We start from the raw sequence: 24521 nt of genomic DNA, 5'->3' as shown, positions 1-24521 counted from the left end.
AGAGCTCTCATGCCGATAAAATAAAAAAGGGTGAAATGAAAAATGAAGACAGTAATCATAGCGACGAAAAATAAAGGGAAAGCCAAGGAGTTCGAAAGCTTGTTCTCTGCTAAAGGATATGAAGTCAAAACACTTCTCGATGTTCCGGATGCTCCGGATGTTGAGGAAACAGGCACGACTTTTGAAGAAAATGCGATCCTGAAGGCAGAGGCAATCGCCCATCAGCTAGGCCGCTTTGTCATTGCTGATGATTCCGGCTTGATTGTAGATGCATTGGAGGGCCGTCCGGGCGTATATTCTGCACGCTATGCTGGAGAGTCCAAGAGTGATGAAGCGAACACGGAAAAAGTCCTCCGGGAACTGAAAGGCGTGCCAAAAGAGGATAGAACTGCGAGATTTTATTGTGCCTTGGCACTAGCGTCACCTAACCAGGAAACGATTACGGTATCGGGAACGATGGAAGGCTTGATTACAGAACAGCCTTCAGGAACGAATGGATTTGGTTATGATCCCATCTTTTTTGTTAAAGAACAGGGCAAAACAAACGCCGAATTGACAAAAGAGGAAAAAAACAAAATCAGCCACCGTGCCAACGCATTGATGGCTCTAGATGAAAAACTTGATCAATTTCTAAAAAGGGAAGAAGGAATGTGACGATGAAAGTGCTAATAATGAGTGACAGTCATGGCTTAACTCATGAAGTCAGCATGATAACCGATCGTCATAAACAAGAGGTGGCTGCCATGATCCATTGCGGTGATTCAGAGTTGGAAAGAAATGACCCTTACATGTCGGGGTTCTTAGCCGTACGCGGGAATTGTGACTATGATTCGGCATATCCGAATGACATTGTGGAGAACATCGCAGGCAAGCGTTTCTTCGTTACACATGGACATCTCTATAACATAAATATGACCTTGATGAACCTATCCTATAAAAGTGAAGAGACAGGGGCGGAGATTATTTGCTTTGGTCACTCCCACGCTGCAGGTTCGGAATTGATTGACGGAAAACTCTTCATCAATCCGGGAAGCATACGTCAGCCGCGCGGACGAAAAGAGAAAACCTATGCCATTTTGGAAATCGGAAATGACCGACTTGAAATCATCTATTATGACCTTGAAGGAAAAATCATTGAGGAACTAAGAAATGCTTATCAAATGGAATGACTTCATGTATAATGAACAGGAAGCGTTTTCCCCGCTTCCTGGGTCATAAAAAAGAAAAAAACTTTTTTTGAAAAACCGTTGACTTTCTTTTGATATCCTACTATAATAAGAAGTGTCCTAAGGGAACAGTTAAGGTAATACATAAGTTTTACCGCAACTTATATCATAAACGTCTCAGTAGCTCAGCTGGATAGAGCAACGCCCTTCTAAGGCGTCGGTCGGGAGTTCGAATCTCTCCTGGGACACTAACTAAAAAAAGCCAAAACCTTCTAAGGTTTTGGCTTTTTTACTTTTTGAGCTTAAGTCAACGAGGTGAATTTCGATTTGCGCTCCTTCTAACCGTTAATATTTGTTTAACGATTAGAAGTTTATTTCATATTTATCGCAGGTGGATGATCTTTTTTGTCGAACTTGTTATAAATAAGGAGATGTTTAAATGAATAAAGATAAATTATTCAAGTTCATTCAAACTTCCACTCGGGGCAATTTCTTCTCAGTCGAAATATCCGAAGATGGAACTGAAGTGGTCCAATTAGCCAAAGAGTTGGAAAAAGAAGGAAGAATCAAATTGAGGGAATGCACCCGAAAAGAGCAGGGTGTTTATCTGGAGGGAATACTTAAGTTTGTGCCTAGCTAATACTTAATGAGCTCTGACGAAGGACAAATACTAATGCTCCATAGAAAAAAGGCATCCGTGATCGGATGCCTTTTTTCTATATCAAATTCTATTTAATGTTTGGAGATTTTTTTTAATGATTTCACGGTTTTTGATTATTGCCGTCTTCAAATCTTCGACGGGTGAACTTTTATCATCTTCTCACTAAGCTGCATCGCATTTTGTATAAGTAATTCAATCGTATCGCGTAATTCTGGCAGTGATACTTTGATTGTTCAGATAAATGATGTAATGCCGTGTGTAAATCGGTGTTATGGATTGATGGAACAATCTCATCGTTTTCATCTTTCAATTCTATATCCTCCTCTAAAGCCTATTCACGCTTATTTAGCATATTATTGAGAGATGATAATTATACAAAGAGGGCGCTATTTCGACATGGAAAAATTAAAGCTTATTATTCAATAACTATATCGGCATAGCTGTATGATATGAAGCCCCTTTAGCTATCAAGGTCATCGGTTGAATGCTGGAATTATGAATAAACCAGAAAAAATGTTGACATAGAACAAACAAATTAATATTATGTTTAGTATATTATAAACTTTATAGGGAAGTGTTTGTTTTATGAAGGACGCTGAAATGTTTTGGGGCGCATCTCCGGATGAGCTTAAACAAGGATATATCGAAGGCGAGAATCAATATGTTTGTTTGCTGTGCGGAAATGCAATTGAAAAGGGGATAGTATACCCGAAAGATGGGGTTCTTTATGAAGCAAAGAGGTATATGCGAATTCATATTGAATATGCACACAGCTCCGTTTTTGAATACTTGATTGATCTTGATAAAAAACTTACAGGTCTCACGGACCATCAAAATCGCCTTCTTCGCCTTTTTTACCAAGGGAAGAATGATGCTGAGGTTCAGGAGGAAATGGGGATTGGCAGTCCTTCCACCATCCGGAACCATCGCTTTGTGTTGAAGGAGAAAGAGCGTCAGGCTAAGTTGTTTTTAGCCATGATGGAACTTTTGAAAGATAAAGATGAACATGCGCCGGCATTTATCCCGCTTCATCAAAAGGCAACGATGGTCGATGATCGTTATAACGTTACCGAGGATGAAAAAGTGAATGTACTGAAAAAATACTTTCCTAAAGGCAGTCAGGGGGCATTAAAGTCTTTCCCGCCAAAGGAAAAACAAAGGCTGATCATTCTCCAAGAAATTATGAACCGTTTTGAAAATGAGCGGAAATACGAAGAAAAAGAAATCAATCAAATATTGGGTGCTGTTTATCAAGATCATGTTCTTTTAAGAAGATATTTAATAGAATATGGATTCTTGGATAGAAAACCTGATGGGAGTCAATATTGGCTTAAGAAATGATGACTGGAGGCAGGAAAGATGGATCGTAAAAAAGAATTGAAGCAATTATATAAAGAAACGAAAGTTGAAGCGGGTGTTTACCAAATCAGAAATACGGTAAATAATAAAGTCTTTATCGGAAGCACCAGGAATTTAAAGACGTTAAAGGGGAAACAATTTGAATTGGAAGTGGGAACGAACACCAATAAAGTACTGCAAGATGAATGGAACGAATATGGGAAAGATGCCTTTTCTTTTGAGGTACTGGAGGTATTGAAGCCGAAAGAAACAGGATTTTTTGATGCTAAACGGGAATTGAAAAAGCTTGAAGAAGAGTGGATGGAAAAGATACAGCCATATGAAGAACGGGGATACAATAAAATGAAATCCGACTGACTTGTACGTAGCCTTTAGAGCTTCTCCGTGATTCCCAGCTCTCGATTTACCTTTCATGCAATTCATTCTTAATTCTTAATGATAAATAAGGTATTGTGGAAGGGAATGGTAATATATATAAGTGTTTACGGATAGGAGGTGCTGGGATGGAAAATGGAGATCGATATCTACGGGCGAAAAAAAGGGTCGAAAACCTTAAGGCATTCTACATTCATATAACGGTGTATGTATTGGTGAATGTGATGCTGTTTGCCATTAACCTATTAACGGATCCTGGTTATTGGTGGTTTCTTTATCCCCTTGGAGGGTGGGGGATTGGTGTTCTGATACACGGAATCACTACCCTTGCACAAGGAAACTTCGGGTCTGAGTGGGAAGAAAGAAAAATAAAAGAGTACATGGAAAAGGATAAAAAGAACCGCTGAATTTGGACGTGTCCAAAACAGGGAGTCATTTATGGCTCTTTTTTTGTGAGAAGATAATTAGGGGATCTCGCTTGTTGTTAATTTTTAAATCGTTTAAGCTAGTAATGAGGGACCTGTTTGTAAAATAGGGGGAAACCCGTCAAGGACCTTCACTAAATAATTAATTTTAGGAGTTGCCAATGAAAAAAATAGGATGGACCATAACGGGGATAGGAGCAATCATTGCACTGGGGGCCTTGCTTTATCCTTTGAATGTTATTGATAAAACACTATGTTTATATTTATTGCTTGGCGGTGCAGGGCTAATGTTTGTCGGGTCTATGTTCAGGGCCTTTTCGCTCCTGAAAAGATGACCGATTTTAATCGATTAAGGTGATGACATGGAGAAAAACCAATTGAAATATGCCCAGCAGCACCTGGCTAATGAACGCACCTTTTTAGCGTGGCTAAGAACGGTGATTGCGATAGTGGGGGTTGGTTTTCTTGCGACAAGCCTGCATTTTACGATTGGTGTGCATCGGGATGCCCGGATTGACTTGATCAGTATCGTAGTGGGGATGTTTGCATGTGCATTGGGCCTTGTGATTACAGTGCTGGCGACGTCCGGATATCTTCAGAAGAAGCGGCAGATCAATGAAGGGACGTTCCAGCCCTCGGGTGCGCACGTAATTCTAATCGCTGTTTTTATGGTTATATTGTTATCAATTATCATTTTATAATTTGTTTTCATAAAGGTTTAAAACTGTCCTAGCATATAAAGGGCAGTTTTTTTCAGTTTCTACTATTATATACTCAATCTTACATCATTACGGAAAGTTTTCTTCCATTAAATAAATTCAATCAAAAAGTGAAAGCTCGAAAAACAGTGTATTTCATTTAGGTTATGAAAGAGTAATTAAGCCTTTTAAAAATATTTCATTCAGTATTGTACACGTCAGCCATGATAAAGCTTAGGTTTTACCGAAAGGTTATATCCGGGGCTAGGAAGAGATCGATCAAGTTTTGCCTTTTGCCTTCCTTGAAAAATTATTCATCAGCCATCTTCAGTTTGTAAGTAAACTTCACATGGGCTATGCTAGTTGTAAAACTCTTGCAAGTGCGTTATTCCAATCAATTTCGGTCCGTTTTTAATATTTGTTTAAATTTCCATTTTGTGAGATATGATAAAGAGGAACTAAAAGGAGGTCATTAACATGGTTGATATCAAAAAAGGTGATAGTTCTTTTTTTGTCGAAGAATCTGGTGAGAAACTAGCGGAGATCACATTCTTTAAATCAGGTGATGATGAAATCACGGTCGATCATACCGTTGTTTCTGACAAGCTTCGCGGGAAAAAGGTAGGAAATGCCCTTGTTGAAAAGGTAATAGGATTCGCAAGGGAGGAAAAACTGAAAATCGTTCCGGTATGTTCGTTCGTTCAAAAACAATTTGAAAAAAGTGAAGAATACGAGGATGTATTGGCTAAATGAACCAGAGGGCTGGACCAGGGGATGATATATTTCTCCCTGTGTTCAGCCCTTTGTCTATTCATCACCCCCTTTTAAATTCTTCAAGTGAAATAAGATAAAACGCCTTTCCGCCTACAGTGTTGTTCGCATTTAATATAGGGGAGGTGCTCGGATGGCCATCAAATTACAAACCCTATTGAATTCTGCAAAGGAAAATATGGGAGGCGGTATGAACCCGGTCGTGAACGAGACGATACTCGAAGTGGTTAAATTAGCTTATGAAGCGGGGATATTTGTTCAAATAACGGCAGGTTATCGAAGTTTCCAAGAACAAAATGAATTGTATGAACGAGGCAGAACGAATAAATCAAAGCCAATCGTGACTTATGCCAGAGCGGGCCAATCCTTGCATAACTATGGACTTGCTGTAGATTTTGTCATTGTTAGTGATGACGGCAAGCGGACATTGTGGACAGAGGGCGAAAAGTGGACAAGGGTGGCGGCCATAGCAAAATCCCTGGGATTTGTATGGGGAGGGGATTTTGAATTGTTCCGGGATTATCCGCATCTTGGAATGTCAGGCGGTTTATCCACGAGAGATCTTCAAAAGGGATTGAGGCCGAATCTTGTTTCAAGAGTGGCGTCAGCGAACAGTGAAAATGAAGCTGAAAGGGAAAGTGGATGATCCGCTATTTGAGAAAACCATAACTAGTGACTGGCATCATGTGAGTAGTGCGAGGATATTTCAGTGGAGAAGTTCATCATTTTAATAATTTTTATGGGATATCTGACGGTTTTAAAAATTAAAAATTGAAAAAACTTTTTTTTATAGAATGTGGTCATGATAGGTATGTAAGCGTATACAACAAATCTTGCAATTTAGAATTATCAAAAAATTTCTAAAAACCTGTTGACTACTACCTGAAATACACGTAAGATAATCACAAATACAAGACATCAAACATAAGCGTTTCAAAAAATATGAATAATGCGAAAAGCATTGAAGAGGATAAGTAGTCTTTTAAAAAGGCAGTCACAGAGAGCCGGGTAGCTGAGAGCCGGTATTGTCCCGAAAGATGAACTCACCTTGGAGTTTCAGCTTGAACGTCAGACTAGTAGGGCTGAACGGGTGCGTACCAGTACCCGTTACCAAAACAGAGAATAGTGTAGGCTATTCAAAGTGCGCATGGAGTTTCATGCGAAAAAGGGTGGTACCGTGGAGTGGCTCATAAAGCCTTTTCACCCCTTTAACTTGCCGAGTGCAAGTACATTTGGGGTGAAAAGGCTTTTTTGTATGCTTAAAAAGCTGAAAATTCTGAATCTTAGAAAAAATGATGAAAAAGCGAAGGAGGTTTTTACGAAATGACTCAAAAGTCAGTTGTTGCTGATCGGAAAAGTGGAAAGACACATTATAGTGGTGCCGAATTTCTGCTGAATGCATTGAAAAAGGAAAATGTTGAAGTCATCTTTGGTTATCCGGGAGGTTCCGTATTGCCGATTTATGACAAGCTTTACAGTTCAGAACTTTTTCATATTTTGACAAGGCACGAACAAGGTGCGATCCATGCAGCGGAAGGATATGCCAGGATTACCGGCAAGCCGGGGGTGGTCATAGTCACATCCGGTCCAGGGGCAACGAACATCGTCACCGGTTTGGCCGATGCAATGATCGACTCTTTACCGCTCGTGGTAATTTCGGGTCAGGTAGCTACCAGTGTAATTGGTACGGACGCTTTCCAGGAAGCTGATGTACTGGGGATCACTACCCCGATTACAAAACATAACTATCAGGTAAGGAAGCCGGAAGACCTTCCGCGCATTATAAAAGAAGCTTTTTATATCGCTTCCAGCGGACGGCCCGGTCCAGTATTAATCGATATCCCTAAGGATATGGCCATTATAGAAGGTGTATCGACGGATAAGGAGCCAGAAATGGATCTCCCTGGCTATCAGCCGACGACCAAGCCGAATTACTTACAGATCAGAAAGCTTGTTGAAGCCGTAAGCGGAGCGAAAAGACCGGTCATTCTAGCAGGGGCAGGAGTCCTGCATGCAAAGGCCTCCCATCTATTAAAGGAATATGTCGAGCAGCAAGGCATTCCCGTCGTCCACACTTTATTGGGTCTTGGGGGCTTTCCGGCGGAACATCCTCTCTTTATCGGAATGGGTGGTATGCATGGCTGCTATGCAGCAAACATGGCGTTATCGAAATGTGATTTATTAATCAATATCGGTGCCAGGTTCGATGATCGATTGACTGGGAATCTAGCGAAATTCGCACAGCATGCAACGGTGGCCCATATCGATATTGATCCAGCGGAAATCGGTAAAAACGTGCCGACAAAAATTCCGGTCGTCGGAAGTGCCAATGAAGCCCTGGCAGAGTTGATTGCGCAAAATGGCAAGAAACCGGGAATTGATGAATGGACAACACAGCTGACTGCATGGAATGAAGAGTTCCCATTGCGTTATACCCATGAAGAAGGCGTCCTGAAACCTCAGCGTGTCATCCAGATGCTTCATGAAAAAACGAATGGGGAGGCCATTGTTACGACGGATGTTGGACAGCATCAAATGTGGGCAGCACAATACTATCCGTTTAACAAACCGAATTCATGGGTCACTTCCGGTGGATTGGGGACGATGGGCTTTGGCTTACCTTCGGCTCTCGGAGCGCAACTGGCGAATCCGAAAGCGACGGTGCTTTCCATATCGGGGGATGGTGGATTCCAGATGTGCCTGCAGGAACTTTCAGTCATTGCCGAATTGAATCTGCCAATCAAAATCATCATCGTCAACAACGGGGCACTCGGGATGGTAAGACAGTGGCAGGAACTCTTTCATGATAACCGTTTCTCACACAGTATTTTTCAATCGCATCCGGATTTCGTGAAATTGGCCGATGCTTATGGTATTCCGGGATACAAAGTGACGACGGAGGAAGAAGCAAGCCACTGCCTGGATATAGCGTTAAAGACTGATGGTCCAGTTTTGATTGATTTCCGCGTAAAACAAAAAGAAAATGTCTTTCCGATGGTAGCACAAGGAAAAGGGCTTGATGAAATGGAAGGAGTTTAATCAATGAAGGGAATTCTTAGCCTTACCGTGAACAACAGGCCAGGCGTCCTGAATCGGATTACGAACCTGTTCACGAAAAGAAATTATAACATTGAAAGCATGACTGTCGGGCCCTCCGAACAGGATGGCATTTCAAGGATGACCTTCGTGGTCGATGTTGATGACGAGGCTGTCGTTGAACAGATCACCAAGCAATTGAATAAGCAGATCGATGTTTTGAAAGTATATGATATTACGAATCAATCGATTGTGGCCAGGGAACTTGCACTCATTAAAATATTGGTGACCACACAGACCCGAGCCGAGATTTATTCAGTCATCGAACCCTTCCGAGCGTCAGTCATCGATGTCAGTAAAGATAGCCTGACAGTTCAAATCACTGGGGAATCGGATAAAATCGAAGCCTTCATTGAACTGATCAAGCCATATGGCATCAAGGAATTGGCAAGGACAGGGACAGCCGCCATCCCGCGTGGAATGCAAATTGCACACGCCAAGAGTGCGACAATCGTATAAAACCAAAACAAAAAACAAAAACAAAAACAAAAAACAATGATGAAAAGGGAGATGTAATTATTATGGCAAAAGTATATTATAACGCAGAAGCAAACGAGAATTTTTTCAACAATAAAAAGGTAGCGGTAATCGGATATGGTTCACAAGGACACGCACACGCACAAAACCTACGTGACAGCGGTGTAGATGTAATCATCGGAATCAGGAAAGGTAAATCCTTCGATAAAGCGGTTGAAGACGGCTTTAATGTTTACACAGTGAAAGAAGCTGCTGAACAGGCAGACGTAATCATGAACCTATTACCGGATGAAACTCAGCCGAAAGTATACCAAGAAGAAATCAAACCGGTATTGCGTGCAGGTCAAGCGTTAATGTTCGCACACGGATTCAACGTCCATTTCAATCAAATCGTTCCTCCGGCAGACGTAGATGTATTATTAGTCGCTCCAAAAGGTCCGGGACATCTTGTTCGCCGTACATATGAACAAGGTGCAGGGGTGCCGGCATTGTTCGCCATCTATCAAAATGTTACGGGTGAAGCAAAAGAATTGGCCCTTGCATACGCTCGGGGAATCGGTTCTTTAAGAGCTGGCGGTTTGGAAACTACTTTCCAGGAAGAAACGGAAACGGATCTATTTGGAGAGCAGGCCGTACTTTGCGGCGGATTGACTGCCCTTGTGAAAGCAGGATTCGAAACTTTGACAGAAGCTGGATACCAACCGGAAGTAGCATATTTCGAGTGTTTACATGAACTTAAATTAATCATCGACCTTATGTATGAAGGCGGTATGGAAAACATGCGCTATTCAATTTCTGACACAGCTCAATGGGGAGATTTCGTTTCTGGACCACGCGTTGTGACGGAAACTACGAAAGAGGCCATGAAAGCGATCTTGAAAGACATCCAGGACGGTGAGTTCGCTAAAGGATGGATCTTGGAGAACCAAGCGAATCGTCCAGTCTTCAATGCTATCAATAATCGTGAAAACCAACATCAAATCGAAGTGGTTGGCCGTGAATTAAGAAAAATGATGCCATTCGTAAAACCTCAACAAAAAGAGAAAGAAGTGGTAGCCGTTGCGAAAAATTAATATATTTGAAACTACACTTCGAGATGGAGAGCAATCAGCCGGTGTAAATTTAAATTTTACCGAAAAACTTGAAATTGCTTATCAGCTTGAAAGATTGGGTGTTGATATTATCGAAGCCGGTTTTCCGGCAGCATCCAAAGGGGATTTCAACTCCGTACAGGAAATCGCGCGCAAAATCAAAAACAGCTCTGTCACAGGGCTGGCGCGTGCTGTAAAAGGAGATATTGATGCAGCTTGGGATTCATTAAGGGGCGGCGCAGAACCAAGATTGCATACGTTCATCGCCACTTCGCCCATTCATCGTGAATACAAGTTGAAAATGTCGAAGCAGCAAGTGATTGAAAAGTCGGTGGAAATGGTCAAGTACGGAGCAGCGCGTTTTCCGATCGTACAATGGTCTGCAGAAGATGCAAGCCGTACAGAACTTGACTACTTGGCTGAAATCGTTGAAGCGGTCATTCAAGCTGGTGCCAAGGTCATTAATATTCCGGATACTGTAGGATATGCAGCTCCGATCGAATACGGAAACATTTTCAGATACCTTCGTGAACATGTTCCTTCTATTGATAAAGTTAGTTTATCTGCACACTGCCATGACGATCTTGGTATGGCGACGGCCAATTCATTGGCTGCCATCGAAGGCGGGGCTACGCAAGTCGAAGGCACAATCAACGGTATTGGTGAACGTGCCGGAAATGTGGCGCTTGAAGAAGTGGCCATGGCACTCTATATCCGTAAAGATTTCTATCAAGCGGGAACGGATCTTGTATTGAATGAAATTAAAAGGACCAGTGATTTGGTCAGCCGCCTTACGGGAATGCAAGTTCCTGCAAATAAAGCCATTATTGGTGCCAATGCATACGCACATGAATCTGGCATTCACCAGGATGGCATGTTAAAAGAAAAAACGACATACGAAATCATATCACCTGAACTCGTCGGGGTTTCGTCCAATTCACTCGTTTTAGGAAAGCATTCAGGACGCCATGCTTTCAAAGAAAGATTACAAGAGTTGAATTTTACGGTAACGGATGAGGAAATGAACTCATTATTCGTCCAATTCAAGGAATTGGCAGATAATAAAAAGACCATGACGGATGAAGATATCGTTGCGTTGGTGCTTGAAGAGAAAGCGGCGGATATCAGCTTCTTTGACATGATTTCCTTACAGATTTCCCACGGTACCCATCAAACGGCGACAGCGACGGTCACACTGAAAAAAGGCGATAATGAAGAGATTCAGGAAGCGGCTACAGGTGCAGGAAGTGTTGAGGCCCTTTATAACACGCTTGAAAGATGTTTGGGCAGCGAGATCAACCTGCTGGACTATCGAATTCAATCGGTGGGCGGCGGAATGGATGCCCTTGCTCAGGTTTTTGTGAAAATTGTTTATAACGGAGTGGAAACAAGCGGCCGCGGTCTTGATCAGGACGTCTTGGAAGCATCCGCTAAAGCATATTTGAATGCTGTGAACCGTGTGATCATCATGAAGGAACTGGAAGAAAAAGCAGTATTACTATAGGAAGGGGAGATTTCGATGAAAAGGAATATTGCGGTGCTTCAAGGAGATGGCATCGGGAAAGAAGTAACAAGAGGCGCTGTAGAAATCCTCGAAGCCGTTGCCCAAAGATATGGACACGATTTTGAATTTCAATATGGTGAGATTGGCGGCGGGGCCATTGATAACACAGGTTCGCCCCTGCCGGATGAAACAGTGGAGATTTGTAAAAACAGCGATGCGGTATTATTAGGGGCCGTTGGAGGACCTAAGTGGGATGACCAGCCTGCACACCTAAGACCGGAACGAGGTTTGTTGAAAATCCGAAAAGATTTGAATCTTTATGCTAACATCCGTCCAATCAGCTATTATTCCAGCTTGTCGGAATCTTCTCCTCTTAAAAAGGAATTCATTGAAGATGTGGATTTCGTGATTGTCAGGGAACTAACTGGCGGCCTTTATTTCGGAAAGCCAAGTGAGCGCGTTGAAAAAGAAGGGAAAGAAGCGGTCGTCGATACGCTTTTCTATCAGAAAAGCGAAATGAAGCGCATCATTGAACTTGCTTTTGCATTAGCATCGGATCGCAAGAAAAAAGTAACATCCGTGGATAAAGCGAATGTTCTTGAATCAAGCAGGATGTGGCGTGAGACGGCTGAAGAAATTGCCAAGGACTATCCGGATGTAATCCTTGAAAATATGCTTGTTGATAATGCAGCCATGCAATTGATCAAAAACCCGAAACAATTTGATATTATCGTGACGGAGAATATGTTCGGTGATATTTTAAGCGATGAAGCGTCGGTATTGACTGGCTCGCTTGGAATGCTTCCTTCCGCCTCTATATCAACAAAAGGGCCTAATCTATATGAACCGATTCATGGTTCTGCCCCGGATATCGCGGGCAAAAACCTGGCTAATCCGATTGGGACGATTTTATCAGCGGCTTCCATGCTGCGTCTATCCTTTGGTTTGGAAGATGAGGCGCAAGCCGTTGAGCAGGCGGTGGAAACGGTCCTTGAATATGGCTTGAGAACAGGCGATATCGCCAATGGCCAACCAAATATTACGTCTACTTCAGAGATGATTGCAGAAATAAAAGCTAATCTTTTAGACCAGGAAGCCATTTCCAACATCATGGGAGCTTACGCATAAACTTCTTTCACGGCCTAACATTAGGCCGTGTTTTTTAAAAAAATACAAGATTGATCGAGGTGGGATAGTGATGGGAAAGTCGATAATAGAGAAAATATGGGATCGCCATATTGTAAATGAAGAGGAGAATAAACCGGATTTAATTTATATAGACCTTCAATATATTCATGAAGTGACCTCTCCGCAAGCATTCGAAGGATTGAGATTAAAAGGACGCACAGTCAGAAGGCCCGACCGCACTTTTGCTACAATGGATCATAATGTGCCAACCGTTAACCGCTATTTCATCGAGGATGATATTGCAAGGAAACAATTAGAGGCGCTTGCGCAAAACTGTAAGGAATTCGGTATCCGCCTTGCAGATTTAGACAGCCCGGATCAAGGGATCGTTCACGTTATCGGGCCGGAATTAGGGCTTACACAGCCAGGGATGACGATTGTCTGCGGTGACAGTCATACTTCCACACATGGTGCTTTTGGATCGATTGCGTTCGGAATCGGTACGAGTGAGGTCGAGCATGTTTTGGCCACACAAACCCTATGGCAAACAAAACCCAAAACATTAAAGCTTGAGGTTAATGGCAAGCTTGGTCATGGCGTAATGGCGAAAGATGTCATTTTATATGTGATTTCCCAATTCGGCGTCGATTTTGGCACGGGGCATGTCATTGAGTATTGTGGGGAAGTTTTCCGGGATATGTCAATGGAAGAGAGAATGACGGTTTGCAATATGTCGATAGAAGGCGGGGCTAGAGCGGGGCTGGTAGCTCCCGATGAAACAACTTTCTCTTATTTGAAAGGTCGTAAATATTTGCCGAAAGGAGAAGAGTTCGAGCGATGTGTTCAGGATTGGAAGTCACTTTCAAGTGATGAGGATGCTGTATATGACCAAGAAATCATTCTTGATGGCAGTCTGATTCCACCAATGGTGAGCTGGGGGACGAATCCTGGAATGGCTAGTGGAGTGGACGGTAAAGTGCCTACCTTTGCGGAAGATATCATGGATCCCAAGGAATTGAATCGAGCCATTGAGTATATGGGTCTTGAGGAAGGCATGCCGATCACGGAAATTCCCGTACAACATGTTTTCATAGGATCGTGTACCAATTCACGCATTGAGGACTTACGGCAAGCTGCAGAAATGATTGAAGGCCAAACTGTTCAAAAAGGAGTTCGGGCAATGGTCGTTCCCGGTTCACAAAGCGTCAAAAGGCAAGCGGAAGATGAAGGGTTGGATGAAATCTTCAAAACTGCGGGCTTCGAATGGCGTGAATCGGGCTGCAGCATGTGCCTGAGCATGAATCCTGACGTGGTTCCGGCCGGTGAGCATTGTGCCTCCACAAGTAATCGGAACTTTGAAGGCAGGCAAGGAGCTGGAGCAAGAACACACCTCGTTAGTCCGGCTATGGCTGCCGCGGCAGCCATTCATGGGAAATTTGTCGATATTAGGAATTTGAAAAGAACTGAACAAGTCCATTAAGAATACGAATTAACCGGAGGTGCAAAGAATGGAACCCATTACTATATATAAAGGAAGAGCGGCGGCACTTGACCGTAAAAACGTGGATACGGACCAAATCATTCCGAAGCAATTTTTAAAACGGATTGAGCGAAGCGGATTTGGCGAATTTTTATTCTATAACTGGCGTTTTGATGAAAATGGAAACAAACGTCCTGATTTTGAATTGAATCAGCCTCATAATCAAAACACGTCCATCTTAATAGCAGGAGAGAATTTTGGCTGCGGTTCTTCGCGTGAGCATGCCCCTTGGTCATTGAAAGACTACGGATTCGATATCATCATCGCTCCGTCTTATGCCGATATCTTTAAAAGTAATTGCATGAAAAATGGCATGGTGCCCATCGCCTTGACCCAGGCTGAAGTAAACTATTTAATGGAGAGAGTGTCGGCACCTGACTATGAGTTGACGATCGACCTTCCCAATCAGACATTGAAAGATGGTCAAGGGTTTGAAACAAGCTTTGAAATTCATCCATATTGGAAGGAAATGCTCATCAAAGGCTGGGATGAAATTTCGATAACGCTTCAATATGATAAAGAGATTTCTGCCTATGAATCTCAAAAAAAGGCTGTATCGAGTATTTAATAGAAGAAGGTCATTTCCCGTAATCCTTTCTTAATTTGAAAGGATGCGGGATTTTTTTCGGTGAAAGAAAGGTGTTCATCCGCCCATATAAATTTTGTGTTTCCTGCCATTACATGCTAAACTGTTTCTCAAAAAGCGAACGGTGAGGCGGAAAATAGGATGGATAATGAGAATAACCCAAAGAAGGCCGGAGAAACCAAGATTATCGCCTTTCCAAATCTCGGTGAAAGGCTGATTGCAAAAGGACTGGATGAGCTTGGAAACAGAAACTTTAAAGCGGCTGCACAGCTTTTCAGCCAAGCAAGGGAGTATGAGCCCGAGAATGATGAAGTTTGCATGGGGCTAGTGGTCTCACTAGTCGAACTTGAGCATTACAAGGAGTCAAAAGAGTTGTGTATAGAGATGCTGAATAAAGGCATCGGCGACTATTTTCAACTGATCAATATTTATTTGATGGTACTGCTGCAATTAGGCGAGCATCAGGAAATGGTTACGACGATCGAACTGCTATTTGAAGAAAACCAAATTCCCTTTGATAAAGAGGAACATTTCGAAAAGATGCTTCAGTTCAGCCAAAGGGCCCTTGAGGATAAAAAAGAGGAGAAGGAAAGGCAAAATCAGCAGCTTTCAGAGGAATTGCAGGAGGATGAACTTTTTGTAGGGAAAACGGATAATGAAATGCTTACAGTCATTTCAAAACTCACGAATATCAATATTCGACCATTTATCCCTCAAATCGAAAAATTTCTACAAAAAGATGAGGGACACCCTTTCTTTAAAACGATGCTCCTTAACATCCTTATCGACCAGGAATATAACGAGGAAGTGACGTTGAGGAAATTCAATCAATCGAAGTCGGTCATACCAAGGGAATTGAAAAGTTTGAAGGAGACGGACTTCTATAAGAAGGTAACCGTACTGACGGAAGAGGAAATCAGTCAGGATAATCCGAGCTTATTTGAAATGGTCCATAGTTTGATTGAACGTCATTCTTTTTTATTGTTTCCTTTTGAACCCGGACCTGAAAGCTTTCCTGCATGGGCAGCTGCCTACCATGCCTTGGCGGAAGAATATATGACCGGGGAGGTTTTCGGGAGGGACTTAGCGGACCTATACGAGGCTGAAGAGGAAAGCGTTGCAGATATTCTTTCCTATATAAAAGAAATTGAAGAAATTTCTTATCCCATTATTTAAGCTATTGCTGTTGTAACAGATTAATCCTGTGGTATAATGTAGTGGTTGTAATGTATAATCGTCTAATTTTGACGATTTCCCCAATATTTTTGGGTATATTTGAAGGATGACTTGTTAACACTTGCAAAGCATATTCATCCAATGCTTATTATTGAAGTATATAGATTTTTGGAGGGAAACACATGTCTGTAAAATGGGAAAAACAAGAAGGTAATCAAGGCGTACTAACAATTGAAGTTGACGCTGCAAAAGTAAACGAAGGTTTAGACGCAGCTTTCAAAAAAGTAGTGAAACAAGTAAATGTACCTGGCTTCCGTAAAGGTAAAATGCCACGTCAAATGTTCGAAAAAAAATTCGGCGTAGAATCACTTTACCAAGATGCGCTTGATATCATTCTTCCAGATGCTTATGCAAATGCTGTCGAAGAAGCTGGAATTCAGCCTGTAGATCGTCCAGAAATCGACATCGAGAAAATGGAAAAAGGCGAAAACCTGATCTTCACTGCAACTGTAACAGTTAAGCCTGAAGTTAAATTGGGAGATTACAAAGGTGTTGAAGTTGAAAAATTCAATACTGAAGTAACTGACGAAGATGTTGAAAACGAATTGAAAACTTTACAAGAGCGTCAAGCTGAGCTTGTCGTTAAAGAAGAAGGACAAGTTGCTGAAGGCGATACAGTTGTTCTTGACTTTGAAGGATTCGTTGATGGTGAAGCATTCGAAGGCGGAGCTTCAGAAAACCATTCATTGGAAATCGGTTCAAACTCTTTCATTCCAGGATTTGAAGAGCAACTTGTCGGTCTTGAAACTGGCGCTGAAAAAGATATCGAAGTTACATTCCCTGAAGAATACCATGCTGCTGAACTTGCAGGTAAACCAGCAGTATTCAAAGTGAAAATTCACGAAATCAAAACAAAACAACTTCCTGAGTTGGATGATGAGTTCGCGAAAGATGTCGACGACGAAGTGGAAACTTTGGCTGAACTTAAAGAAAAAACAAAACATAAACTAGAGCATGACAAAAAACACGAAGAAGAAAACTTCATTCAAAACACAGTAATCGGTAAAGCTGTTGAAGGTGCAGAAATTGACGTTCCTGAAGCAATGATTTCAAATGAAGTAGACCGCATGATGAATGAGTTCTCTCAACGCATTCAATCTCAAGGTCTTAATTTGGAACTTTACTACCAATTCTCAGGTCAAGACGAAGAAGCTTTAAAAGCGCAAATGAAAGAAGAAGCTGAAGGACAAGTTCGTACGAGCCTAACTCTTGAAGCAATCGCTGAAGTTGAAAAACTTGAAGCGACTGACGAAGATGTAGAAGCTGAACTTGCACAAATGGCTACTATGTACAATATGGAAGTTGATGCGATCAAACAAGCTCTTGGAAACGTAGAAGGAATCAAAGGCGATCTTAAAATTAAGAAAGCGATTGACTTCTTGGTAGAAAACAGCAAAACAGTTGACGCAAAATAATTTTTATAAATAAGTAGATTTAAATATTTCCTTAAAAAAAACAAGGCGCGAGTAATCGTGCCTTGTTTTATACATATTGAGAATTAGTGTAAAATTCAAATATCGGTTATTTCCTGATTGATTTTTTTTGGATTTCGGTGTAGATTAGTTCTAATACCGCATATACATATTTATACAGCAAATCCTGCTTTTAAAAATCCAAAGTTTTGGGCATACTGGTAAAGGGCAAATACATATTGATTGATTATTATACTTATTTAACAACTCGGACGCGTGAGCATTTTTGTTACTAAACTTCCAAGAACATGATAAAATGCAAAACATACTATGGATTTTGGAATGCTTAAGTAGATGTGTGCCTAGTTTTTATTCATTACGATTGGGTACCGCTATGTAATAGAGTTGGAAGAGTATTTAAAGGGGTGAACGTACATGTTTAAATTTAATGATGAAAAAGGACAGTTAAAATGTTCTTTTTGCGGTAAAACACAAGAACAAGTCCGTAAACTGGTTGCTGGTCCAGGTGTCTATATTTGTGACGAGTGTATAGAACTTTGTACGGAGATCGTCGAAGAAGAGCTGGGCACAGATGAAGAAGTGGAATTCAGGGATGTTCCTAAACCTATGGAAATCCGTGAAATTCTTGATGAATATGTGATTGGACAAGAACAGGCAAAGAAATCTTTGGCTGTCGCTGTTTACAACCACTATAAACGTATCAATTCCAATAGCAAAGTCGACGATGTGGAGCTGTCTAAAAGTAACATCGCCTTAATCGGACCGACGGGAAGCGGGAAAACCCTTCTTGCGCAAACATTGGCGCGATTACTGAATGTTCCTTTTGCTATTGCTGATGCCACTTCATTGACGGAAGCTGGATATGTTGGGGAAGATGTCGAAAACATCCTTCTAAAATTAATCCAAGCCGCTGATTATGATGTGGAAAAAGCGGAAAAAGGCATCATTTATATTGATGAAATCGATAAAGTTGCCCGCAAATCGGAAAATCCTTCCATTACACGTGACGTGTCTGGTGAAGGTGTGCAACAAGCATTATTGAAAATTCTTGAAGGAACGGTTGCAAGCGTTCCGCCTCAAGGTGGACGTAAACATCCACATCAGGAATTCATCCAAATCGATACGACCAATATTTTGTTCATCTGCGGCGGTGCCTTTGATGGCATCGAACCGATCATCAAACGCCGTCTTGGTCAAAAAGTCATTGGCTTTGGCTCTGACGTGAAAAAGGATGATGTTGCAGAAAAAGAATTGCTTTCAAAAGTCCTTCCTGAAGACTTGCTTCGTTTCGGATTAATTCCGGAATTCATCGGACGTCTTCCGGTAATTGCGACTCTTGAGCAATTGGATGAAGCTGCTTTGATAGAAATCCTTACAAAGCCGAAAAATGCCCTTGTTAAACAATATCAAAAATTACTTGAGCTTGACGATGTTGAATTGGAATTCGAACAGGAAGCGCTAAGTGAAATTGCTAAAAAGGCAATTGAACGTAAAACTGGTGCACGTGGTCTGCGCTCCATCATCGAAGGCATCATTCTTGAAGTGATGTTCGATCTGCCTTCACGTGATGATGTTGCAAAATGTGTAATCACAGGCAGCACGATTTCGAAAAATGAATCGCCAAAGCTTGTCCTTAAGGACGGTACAACCATCAAAGGACAAGAAAAGAAAACATCTGCTTGATTTATAAGGAAAAGAAAGACTGCCAGTTCATCCTGGCAGTCTTTTAGTTTATAGACCAAAGTTGATTGTAACGGGTGTACGAGACTTCTGCGGGAATACGCGTTCCAGGGAGACCCCACAGGCGCAAGGAGCGCTGAGGAGGCTCCCGGACCGCCCGCGGAAAGCGAATGCCTGTAGTGGAAATCAACGTTCAACCCTCAAAAAAACAGTAGGGTAAAACCAGTTAATTTTGAGTTGTTTACAGTCTGAGACTGCCAGTCATCCTGGCAGTCTTTTTCTTTGTCTTTTTTTCAAATTGTTGGTATTTAGGATAAAAACGCCAAAATTTTCAACACGAATTTCTTGGATAATTTCGCCCTTCCAAAGGAGATACTAACAGAAATGACAAACTAGGAGAGTGCAGGAGGGAATACGATGAATTGGACAGGATTGGCGTTGTTTATCCAGCTGTTTTTCGGGATTATTATTGGATTGTATTTTTTGAATTTATTGAAAGGCCAGCGGACACAAAAAGTTTCCATTGACCGTGATTCACGTAAGGAGATGGACCAATTACGGAAGATGAGATCGATTTCGTTAACAGAGCCATTGGCAGAAAAGGTTAGACCAAGCACATTTAATGAAATCGTCGGTCAAGAAGATGGGATTAAATCTTTAAAAGCTGCTTTATGTGGGCCGAATCCCCAGCATGTGATAATTTACGGTCCTCCAGGGGTTGGGAAAACAGCAGCTGCCAGACTTGTTTTGGAAGAGGCGAAGAAAAATGGCAAGTCCCCTTTTAAGAATTCGGCCGTCTTCGTTGAATTGGACGCCACCACAGCCAGGTTCGATGAACGGGGGATTGCCGATCCGCTCATTGGTTCTGTGCACGATCCAATCTATCAAGGAGCCGGGGCAATGGGACAGGCAGGCATTCCGCAGCCAAAGCAGGGTGCAGTCAGCAATGCTCATGGAGGCGTCCTGTTCATAGATGAAATAGGGGAGCTTCATCCAATACAGATGAATAAACTGTTAAAGGTATTGGAGGATCGTAAGGTATTTCTGGAAAGTGCTTATTATCAAGAGGAAAATCAAAATATTCCCACTCACATCCATGATATTTTTAAAAATGGACTGCCGGCTGACTTTCGCTTGATTGGAGCCACAACAAGAACGCCAAATGAAATCGCGCCTGCGATACGTTCAAGATGCATAGAAGTGTTTTTCCGTGAACTTGACCGGGAAGAAATAATCACCGTGGCTAAGAATGCCTCAGATAAAGTGGGGATCACCATCAGTGAAAAAGGCTTACAGTCGATCTCGGATTATGCCCGAAATGGCAGGGAAGCTGTAAACATGATTCAGACTCTTGCAGGAATATCAATTAATGAAAACAGGACTTTTATAAGAGAAGAAGATATAGATTGGATGGCCCATAGCAGCCAGCTGACCCAAAGAATGGACAGGAAAATAGAATCGAATTCTAAAATAGGCCTTGTCAACGGTCTTGCAGTTTATGGTCCCAACAGCGGGGCTTTGCTGGAAATCGAGGTTACTGTCATGGCCGCTTCTGATGAAAAAGGGTCGATAAACATTACTGGAATCGTTGAAGAAGAAAGTATCGGCGGCGGAAGTGGCAAATCGGTTCGCCGCAAGAGCATGGCGAAAGGTTCAATTGAAAATGTCCTTACGGTCTTACGGTCGATGGGAGTGCCTGCCAATCAATTCGATATCCATGTGAACTTTCCGGGCGGAAGTCCAGTAGATGGCCCTTCTGCAGGAATTGCAATGGCCACAGGCATATACTCGGCCATATATAAAATCCCTGTTGATCACACAGTGGCGATGACTGGAGAAATAAGCATCCATGGCGGCGTTAAACCGATTGGCGGTGTCATTCCGAAAATCAAGGCCGCAAAACTTGCCGGGGCAAAGAAAGTAATCATCCCAGCCGAAAACATGCAGCCACTTCTATCTGAAATCAAGGATATAGAAATCATTCCGGTTTCGAATGTGAAAGAAGTGTTGGATCAGGCACTGAAAAAAGAATTGATGTCGGAACAAATCCTTACAACCTTGGACCTATCAAAAAAAGAAAGTGTATAAAGGAAATGCCCCGGCTAAAAACAAGAACCGGGGCATTTTAAGGACCATATTGGCGTTCCCGACAAACGTAACGTAAAAAATAAACACGCATTATGACGTGCTTTTTTATCTAATATTGGAGATAATAATAGCAGTCGAAACGTGTTAAGGTAAACGAATAGACACTTCTATATAAATAGGATAGAATTGTTAAAAGGTTGAGAACATGGGTAAATAGTTTACAACGACGATACTAATTAGATGGAGGTGTCAGGAAATGACTGATAAAGAAATCATCGTCCCCCTCCTGCCGCTTAGAGGACTGCTTGTATATCCAACGATGGTACTTCATTTAGATGTAGGCCGAGATAAATCGGTACAAGCCCTTGAGAAAGCAATGGTGGAAGACCATCTTATATTTTTGACGACACAACAAGATGTTTCGTTGGACGAACCAGGTGAAGAAGATTTATTTACAATGGGAACTTTAACAAAGGTAAAACAGATGTTGAAGCTTCCGAATGGTACAATCCGGGTGTTGGTTGAAGGGTTGAACCGAGCAGAGGTCATTGAATTTTACGATTATGAGACACATTATGGTGCCAAGATTAAAATATATGAAGACAGTGATGAAAAGGATGCTGAACATCAGGCATTAATGCGCACACTACTGGATTATTTTGAACAATACATAAAAATGTCCAAGAAAATAACCGGTGAAACGTTTTCGTCCACTTCGGATATTGAAGAGCCTGGGCGATTAGCGGATATAATCGCTTCCCATTTGCCTTTGAAATTGAAGGAGAAGCAAGAAGTGCTTGAGACCATTGATATGAAAGAGCGTTTAAGCCGTGTAATCGAGATCATAAATAACGAGAAAGAAGTTCTTTTTCTCGAGAAAAAGATCGGCCAGCGTGTTAAGCGTTCGATGGAACGTACTCAAAAGGAATATTATTTACGAGAACAAATGAAAGCGATCCAAAAGGAATTGGGCGATAAAGAAGGAAAAACAGGGGAAATTGAGGTCCTCAACGAAAAGATAGAAGAAGCGGATATGCCTGAGCACATCAAAGAAACGGCATTAAAGGAATTGGACCGTTATGAAAAGGTTCCTTCCAGCTCGGCCGAGAGTTCTGTCATCCGCAATTATATCGAATGGTTGATCTCGCTTCCTTGGACCAAAGCGACCAAAGATGACTTGAATATTCATAAAGCCGAAAAAATCCTGAATCGGGACCACCATGGTTTGGAAAAGGTGAAGGAGCGGGTGCTTGAGTATTTGGCCGTCCAGCAATTGACCAATTCATTGAAGGGGCCGATCCTTTGCCTGGTGGGACCGCCAGGGGTCGGGAAAACCAGCTTGGCTAAATCGATCGCTTCATCCCTGAATAGGAATTTCGTCCGTATATCTTTAGGCGGGGTGCGCGATGAATCAGAAATCCGAGGACATCGCCGCACATATGTAGGGGCGATGCCGGGACGGATCATTCAAGGCATGAAAAAAGCTGGAACCATCAATCCAGTCTTTTTACTGGACGAAGTGGATAAGATGTCCAATGACTTTAGGGGAGATCCATCTGCAGCGATGCTGGAGGTGCTCGATCCAGAGCAAAACCATAATTTCAGTGATCATTATATTGAAGAAACCTATAATCTTTCCAAGGTCATGTTCGTGGCGACGGCGAATAATTTGGGGTCGATTCCTGGCCCGCTTCGCGATCGTATGGAAATCATTTCGATTGCAGGTTATACTGAGATAGAGAAACTTCATATAGCCAAGGATCACTTGCTGCCTAGACAGCTGGAAAACCATGGTTTATTGAAGACACAACTGCAAATCCGTGAGGAAGCTCTTACAAAAATCATCCGATATTATACTCGGGAAGCCGGTGTTCGGAGTCTGGAGCGACAGCTTGCAAGCATCTGTCGGAAGACTGCAAAAATCATCGTGTCCGGAGATAAAAAGCGGGTCGTCATATCCGAAAAGAATGTCGAGGAGTTTTTAGGGAAAACCATGTTCCATTATGGACAGGCGGAGGTCGAGAACCAAGTCGGTGTAGCTAATGGATTAGCATACACGTCGGTAGGTGGCGATACGCTGCAAATCGAGGTTTCCTTATCACCAGGTAAAGGCAAGCTGATCCTGACAGGAAAGCTTGGCGATGTAATGAAAGAGTCAGCCCAAGCTGCTTTCAGTTATGTCCGTTCAAAAACCGAGAAACTTCAGATTGATGCGAACTTCCATGAAAAATATGATATTCATATTCATGTCCCTGAAGGTGCGGTCCCGAAAGATGGCCCTTCTGCAGGCATCACGATTGCAACAGCGTTAATATCGGCCCTTACAAATAGGCCGATCAGAAAAGAGGTAGGCATGACAGGCGAAATTACATTACGCGGACGGGTTCTTCCGATCGGCGGGCTTAAAGAAAAATCTTTAGCGGCCCATCGCGCAGGACTTACGAAAATCATCATCCCGCAAAATAACGAAAAGGATATTGATGATATCCCGGAAAGTGTCCGTAAAGCATTAACATTTGTTCCAGTTTCACACGTCGATGAAGTCCTTGAGCATGCATTGGTAGGTGTGAACGAATGAAAGTGACGAGTTCAGATATTGTCATCAGTGCTGTGAAGCCTGAACAATATCCCAATACTCCAATACCGGAATTTGCCTTGGCGGGCCGTTCCAACGTTGGTAAATCCAGTTTCATCAACAAAATGATCAATCGAAAAAACTTGGCGCGCACATCCTCTAAACCGGGTAAGACGCAGACCTTGAATTTTTATATCATAAATGAAGCACTCCATTTTGTGGATGTACCGGGTTATGGTTATGCAAAAGTATCTAAGACCGAGCGTGATGCTTGGGGTAAGATGATCGAAACGTACTTCACTTCCCGAGACCAGCTCCGGGCTGCGCTTCTGATCGTCGATTTGCGTCATCCGCCGACAAAGGATGATATCGCAATGTATGAATTCCTGAAGCATTATGACCTGCCCCGGATCGTCATTGCCACCAAAGCGGATAAAATTCCAAAAGGCAAATGGCAGAAGCACTTGAAAATCACGCGCCAAACGTTAAATATGGAAAAAGAAGACGAATTGCTTCTATTCTCTGGTGAAACAGGCGAAGGCAAGGAACAAGCATGGGGCGTGCTTAAAAAGTATATGTAATAGAAAAGGGTATTCCGCATCTGGAATACCCTTTTTCATCATGGAATTCGT

The 24521-nt window shown here is 42.2% G+C and carries 23 protein-coding genes, 1 tRNA gene and 1 other annotated feature; all 24 genes read left to right on the top strand.

What is annotated here, in order from left to right; all coding sequences use genetic code 11:
* Window positions 1–42: 42 nt before the first annotated feature.
* The 24 genes from J7E52_RS15850 (at window position 43) to yihA (ending at window position 24470) form a co-directional block, all read left to right on the top strand.
* A complete protein-coding gene (locus tag J7E52_RS15850) occupies window positions 43–654 on the top strand; it encodes an XTP/dITP diphosphatase (RefSeq protein ID WP_214748343.1) in 612 nt (203 codons plus the stop codon).
* Between the two features lie 2 nt (window positions 655–656).
* Window positions 657–1169: a metallophosphoesterase family protein gene (locus tag J7E52_RS15845; RefSeq protein ID WP_214748340.1), complete on the top strand. Its 513-nt coding sequence runs from the start codon at window positions 657–659 to the stop codon at window positions 1167–1169.
* Window positions 1170–1340: 171 nt separating this feature from the next.
* A tRNA-Arg gene (locus J7E52_RS15840) sits at window positions 1341–1414 on the top strand.
* Between the two features lie 191 nt (window positions 1415–1605).
* Window positions 1606–1806, top strand: a complete 201-nt coding sequence (locus J7E52_RS15835) for a hypothetical protein (RefSeq protein ID WP_214748338.1) — start codon at window positions 1606–1608, stop codon at window positions 1804–1806.
* Window positions 1807–2412: 606 nt separating this feature from the next.
* Complete coding sequence (locus tag J7E52_RS15830; protein WP_214748335.1) at window positions 2413–3168, top strand: DUF2087 domain-containing protein; 756 nt, start codon at window positions 2413–2415, stop codon at window positions 3166–3168.
* A gap of 18 nt (window positions 3169–3186) precedes the next feature.
* The gene (locus J7E52_RS15825) at window positions 3187–3543 is read left to right on the top strand and encodes a GIY-YIG nuclease family protein (protein WP_214748332.1); all 357 of its coding nucleotides are present in this window, start codon (window positions 3187–3189) and stop codon (window positions 3541–3543) included.
* A 146-nt stretch (window positions 3544–3689) separates the two neighbouring features.
* Complete coding sequence (locus tag J7E52_RS15820) at window positions 3690–3968, top strand: 2TM domain-containing protein (protein WP_214748330.1); 279 nt, start codon at window positions 3690–3692, stop codon at window positions 3966–3968.
* A gap of 179 nt (window positions 3969–4147) precedes the next feature.
* Entirely contained in the window at window positions 4148–4321 is a 174-nt protein-coding gene (locus tag J7E52_RS15815) for a hypothetical protein (protein WP_214748327.1), read from the top strand.
* 102 nt (window positions 4322–4423) lie between these two features.
* Window positions 4424–4687, top strand: a complete 264-nt coding sequence (locus tag J7E52_RS15810; protein ID WP_396020285.1) for a YidH family protein — start codon at window positions 4424–4426, stop codon at window positions 4685–4687.
* A 474-nt stretch (window positions 4688–5161) separates the two neighbouring features.
* Window positions 5162–5437 (top strand): GNAT family N-acetyltransferase, encoded by a 276-nt coding sequence (locus J7E52_RS15805; protein WP_214748323.1) that lies wholly within the window; start codon window positions 5162–5164, stop codon window positions 5435–5437.
* A gap of 151 nt (window positions 5438–5588) precedes the next feature.
* The gene (locus J7E52_RS15800; protein ID WP_214748321.1) at window positions 5589–6101 is read left to right on the top strand and encodes a M15 family metallopeptidase; all 513 of its coding nucleotides are present in this window, start codon (window positions 5589–5591) and stop codon (window positions 6099–6101) included.
* A gap of 306 nt (window positions 6102–6407) precedes the next feature.
* Window positions 6408–6666 (top strand) — a binding site (T-box leader).
* A 112-nt stretch (window positions 6667–6778) separates the two neighbouring features.
* Window positions 6779–8494: an acetolactate synthase large subunit gene (gene ilvB, locus J7E52_RS15795; RefSeq protein ID WP_214748320.1), complete on the top strand. Its 1716-nt coding sequence runs from the start codon at window positions 6779–6781 to the stop codon at window positions 8492–8494.
* Between the two features lie 3 nt (window positions 8495–8497).
* Complete coding sequence (gene ilvN, locus J7E52_RS15790; RefSeq protein ID WP_207436952.1) at window positions 8498–9010, top strand: acetolactate synthase small subunit; 513 nt, start codon at window positions 8498–8500, stop codon at window positions 9008–9010.
* Between the two features lie 62 nt (window positions 9011–9072).
* Entirely contained in the window at window positions 9073–10101 is a 1029-nt protein-coding gene (gene ilvC, locus J7E52_RS15785) for a ketol-acid reductoisomerase (protein ID WP_191928833.1), read from the top strand.
* Window positions 10088–11623, top strand: a complete 1536-nt coding sequence (locus tag J7E52_RS15780) for a 2-isopropylmalate synthase (protein WP_214748317.1) — start codon at window positions 10088–10090, stop codon at window positions 11621–11623. Before ilvC ends, J7E52_RS15780 begins: the two co-directional genes overlap by 14 nt.
* Before the next feature lie 15 nt (window positions 11624–11638).
* Window positions 11639–12751, top strand: a complete 1113-nt coding sequence (gene leuB, locus J7E52_RS15775; RefSeq protein WP_214748315.1) for a 3-isopropylmalate dehydrogenase — start codon at window positions 11639–11641, stop codon at window positions 12749–12751.
* Between the two features lie 70 nt (window positions 12752–12821).
* Window positions 12822–14231 carry a 3-isopropylmalate dehydratase large subunit gene (leuC, locus tag J7E52_RS15770; RefSeq protein ID WP_214748313.1) on the top strand — a complete coding sequence of 470 codons (1410 nt, stop codon included), beginning with the start codon at window positions 12822–12824 and terminating at the stop codon, window positions 14229–14231.
* Between the two features lie 28 nt (window positions 14232–14259).
* Entirely contained in the window at window positions 14260–14859 is a 600-nt protein-coding gene (gene leuD / locus J7E52_RS15765; protein ID WP_214748311.1) for a 3-isopropylmalate dehydratase small subunit, read from the top strand.
* Window positions 14860–15018: 159 nt separating this feature from the next.
* The gene (locus J7E52_RS15760; RefSeq protein ID WP_214748308.1) at window positions 15019–16053 is read left to right on the top strand and encodes a tetratricopeptide repeat protein; all 1035 of its coding nucleotides are present in this window, start codon (window positions 15019–15021) and stop codon (window positions 16051–16053) included.
* A 182-nt stretch (window positions 16054–16235) separates the two neighbouring features.
* Window positions 16236–17528 (top strand): trigger factor, encoded by a 1293-nt coding sequence (gene tig, locus J7E52_RS15755; protein ID WP_214748306.1) that lies wholly within the window; start codon window positions 16236–16238, stop codon window positions 17526–17528.
* A gap of 432 nt (window positions 17529–17960) precedes the next feature.
* A complete protein-coding gene (clpX, locus tag J7E52_RS15750; RefSeq protein ID WP_101222811.1) occupies window positions 17961–19229 on the top strand; it encodes an ATP-dependent protease ATP-binding subunit ClpX in 1269 nt (422 codons plus the stop codon).
* A gap of 414 nt (window positions 19230–19643) precedes the next feature.
* Complete coding sequence (gene lonB / locus J7E52_RS15745) at window positions 19644–21314, top strand: ATP-dependent protease LonB (protein WP_214748302.1); 1671 nt, start codon at window positions 19644–19646, stop codon at window positions 21312–21314.
* Window positions 21315–21570: 256 nt separating this feature from the next.
* On the top strand, window positions 21571–23892 hold the full coding sequence (gene lon, locus J7E52_RS15740; RefSeq protein ID WP_214748299.1) for an endopeptidase La: 2322 nt from the start codon (window positions 21571–21573) through the stop codon (window positions 23890–23892).
* Window positions 23889–24470, top strand: coding sequence for a ribosome biogenesis GTP-binding protein YihA/YsxC (gene yihA, locus J7E52_RS15735; protein WP_034308918.1), 582 nt, complete (start codon window positions 23889–23891; stop codon window positions 24468–24470). Before lon ends, yihA begins: the two co-directional genes overlap by 4 nt.
* Window positions 24471–24521 lie beyond the last annotated feature (51 nt).

Origin of the sequence: Bacillus sp. ISL-34, from assembly GCF_018613325.1 — a bacterium.
GTDB lineage: Bacteria > Bacillota > Bacilli > Bacillales > DSM-1321 > Peribacillus.
Note: the sequence above shows the minus strand (reverse complement) of the source record. Positions and strands in the feature narration are given on the sequence as shown.

Bases quoted from the DNA above. Each gene is read 5' to 3' on its own strand.
- J7E52_RS15850 (WP_214748343.1), top strand. From the start codon at position 43: ATGAAGACAGTAATCATAGCGACGAAAAATAAAGGGAAAGCCAAGGAG.
- J7E52_RS15845 (WP_214748340.1), top strand. From the start codon at position 657: ATGAAAGTGCTAATAATGAGTGACAGTCATGGCTTAACTCATGAAGTC.
- J7E52_RS15835 (WP_214748338.1), top strand. From the start codon at position 1,606: ATGAATAAAGATAAATTATTCAAGTTCATTCAAACTTCCACTCGGGGC.
- J7E52_RS15830 (WP_214748335.1), top strand. From the start codon at position 2,413: ATGAAGGACGCTGAAATGTTTTGGGGCGCATCTCCGGATGAGCTTAAA.
- J7E52_RS15825 (WP_214748332.1), top strand. From the start codon at position 3,187: ATGGATCGTAAAAAAGAATTGAAGCAATTATATAAAGAAACGAAAGTT.
- J7E52_RS15820 (WP_214748330.1), top strand. From the start codon at position 3,690: ATGGAAAATGGAGATCGATATCTACGGGCGAAAAAAAGGGTCGAAAAC.
- J7E52_RS15815 (WP_214748327.1), top strand. From the start codon at position 4,148: ATGAAAAAAATAGGATGGACCATAACGGGGATAGGAGCAATCATTGCA.
- J7E52_RS15805 (WP_214748323.1), top strand. From the start codon at position 5,162: ATGGTTGATATCAAAAAAGGTGATAGTTCTTTTTTTGTCGAAGAATCT.
- J7E52_RS15800 (WP_214748321.1), top strand. From the start codon at position 5,589: ATGGCCATCAAATTACAAACCCTATTGAATTCTGCAAAGGAAAATATG.
- ilvB (WP_214748320.1), top strand. From the start codon at position 6,779: ATGACTCAAAAGTCAGTTGTTGCTGATCGGAAAAGTGGAAAGACACAT.
- ilvN (WP_207436952.1), top strand. From the start codon at position 8,498: ATGAAGGGAATTCTTAGCCTTACCGTGAACAACAGGCCAGGCGTCCTG.
- ilvC (WP_191928833.1), top strand. From the start codon at position 9,073: ATGGCAAAAGTATATTATAACGCAGAAGCAAACGAGAATTTTTTCAAC.
- leuB (WP_214748315.1), top strand. From the start codon at position 11,639: ATGAAAAGGAATATTGCGGTGCTTCAAGGAGATGGCATCGGGAAAGAA.
- leuC (WP_214748313.1), top strand. From the start codon at position 12,822: ATGGGAAAGTCGATAATAGAGAAAATATGGGATCGCCATATTGTAAAT.
- leuD (WP_214748311.1), top strand. From the start codon at position 14,260: ATGGAACCCATTACTATATATAAAGGAAGAGCGGCGGCACTTGACCGT.
- J7E52_RS15760 (WP_214748308.1), top strand. From the start codon at position 15,019: ATGGATAATGAGAATAACCCAAAGAAGGCCGGAGAAACCAAGATTATC.
- tig (WP_214748306.1), top strand. From the start codon at position 16,236: ATGTCTGTAAAATGGGAAAAACAAGAAGGTAATCAAGGCGTACTAACA.
- clpX (WP_101222811.1), top strand. From the start codon at position 17,961: ATGTTTAAATTTAATGATGAAAAAGGACAGTTAAAATGTTCTTTTTGC.
- lonB (WP_214748302.1), top strand. From the start codon at position 19,644: ATGAATTGGACAGGATTGGCGTTGTTTATCCAGCTGTTTTTCGGGATT.
- lon (WP_214748299.1), top strand. From the start codon at position 21,571: ATGACTGATAAAGAAATCATCGTCCCCCTCCTGCCGCTTAGAGGACTG.
- yihA (WP_034308918.1), top strand. From the start codon at position 23,889: ATGAAAGTGACGAGTTCAGATATTGTCATCAGTGCTGTGAAGCCTGAA.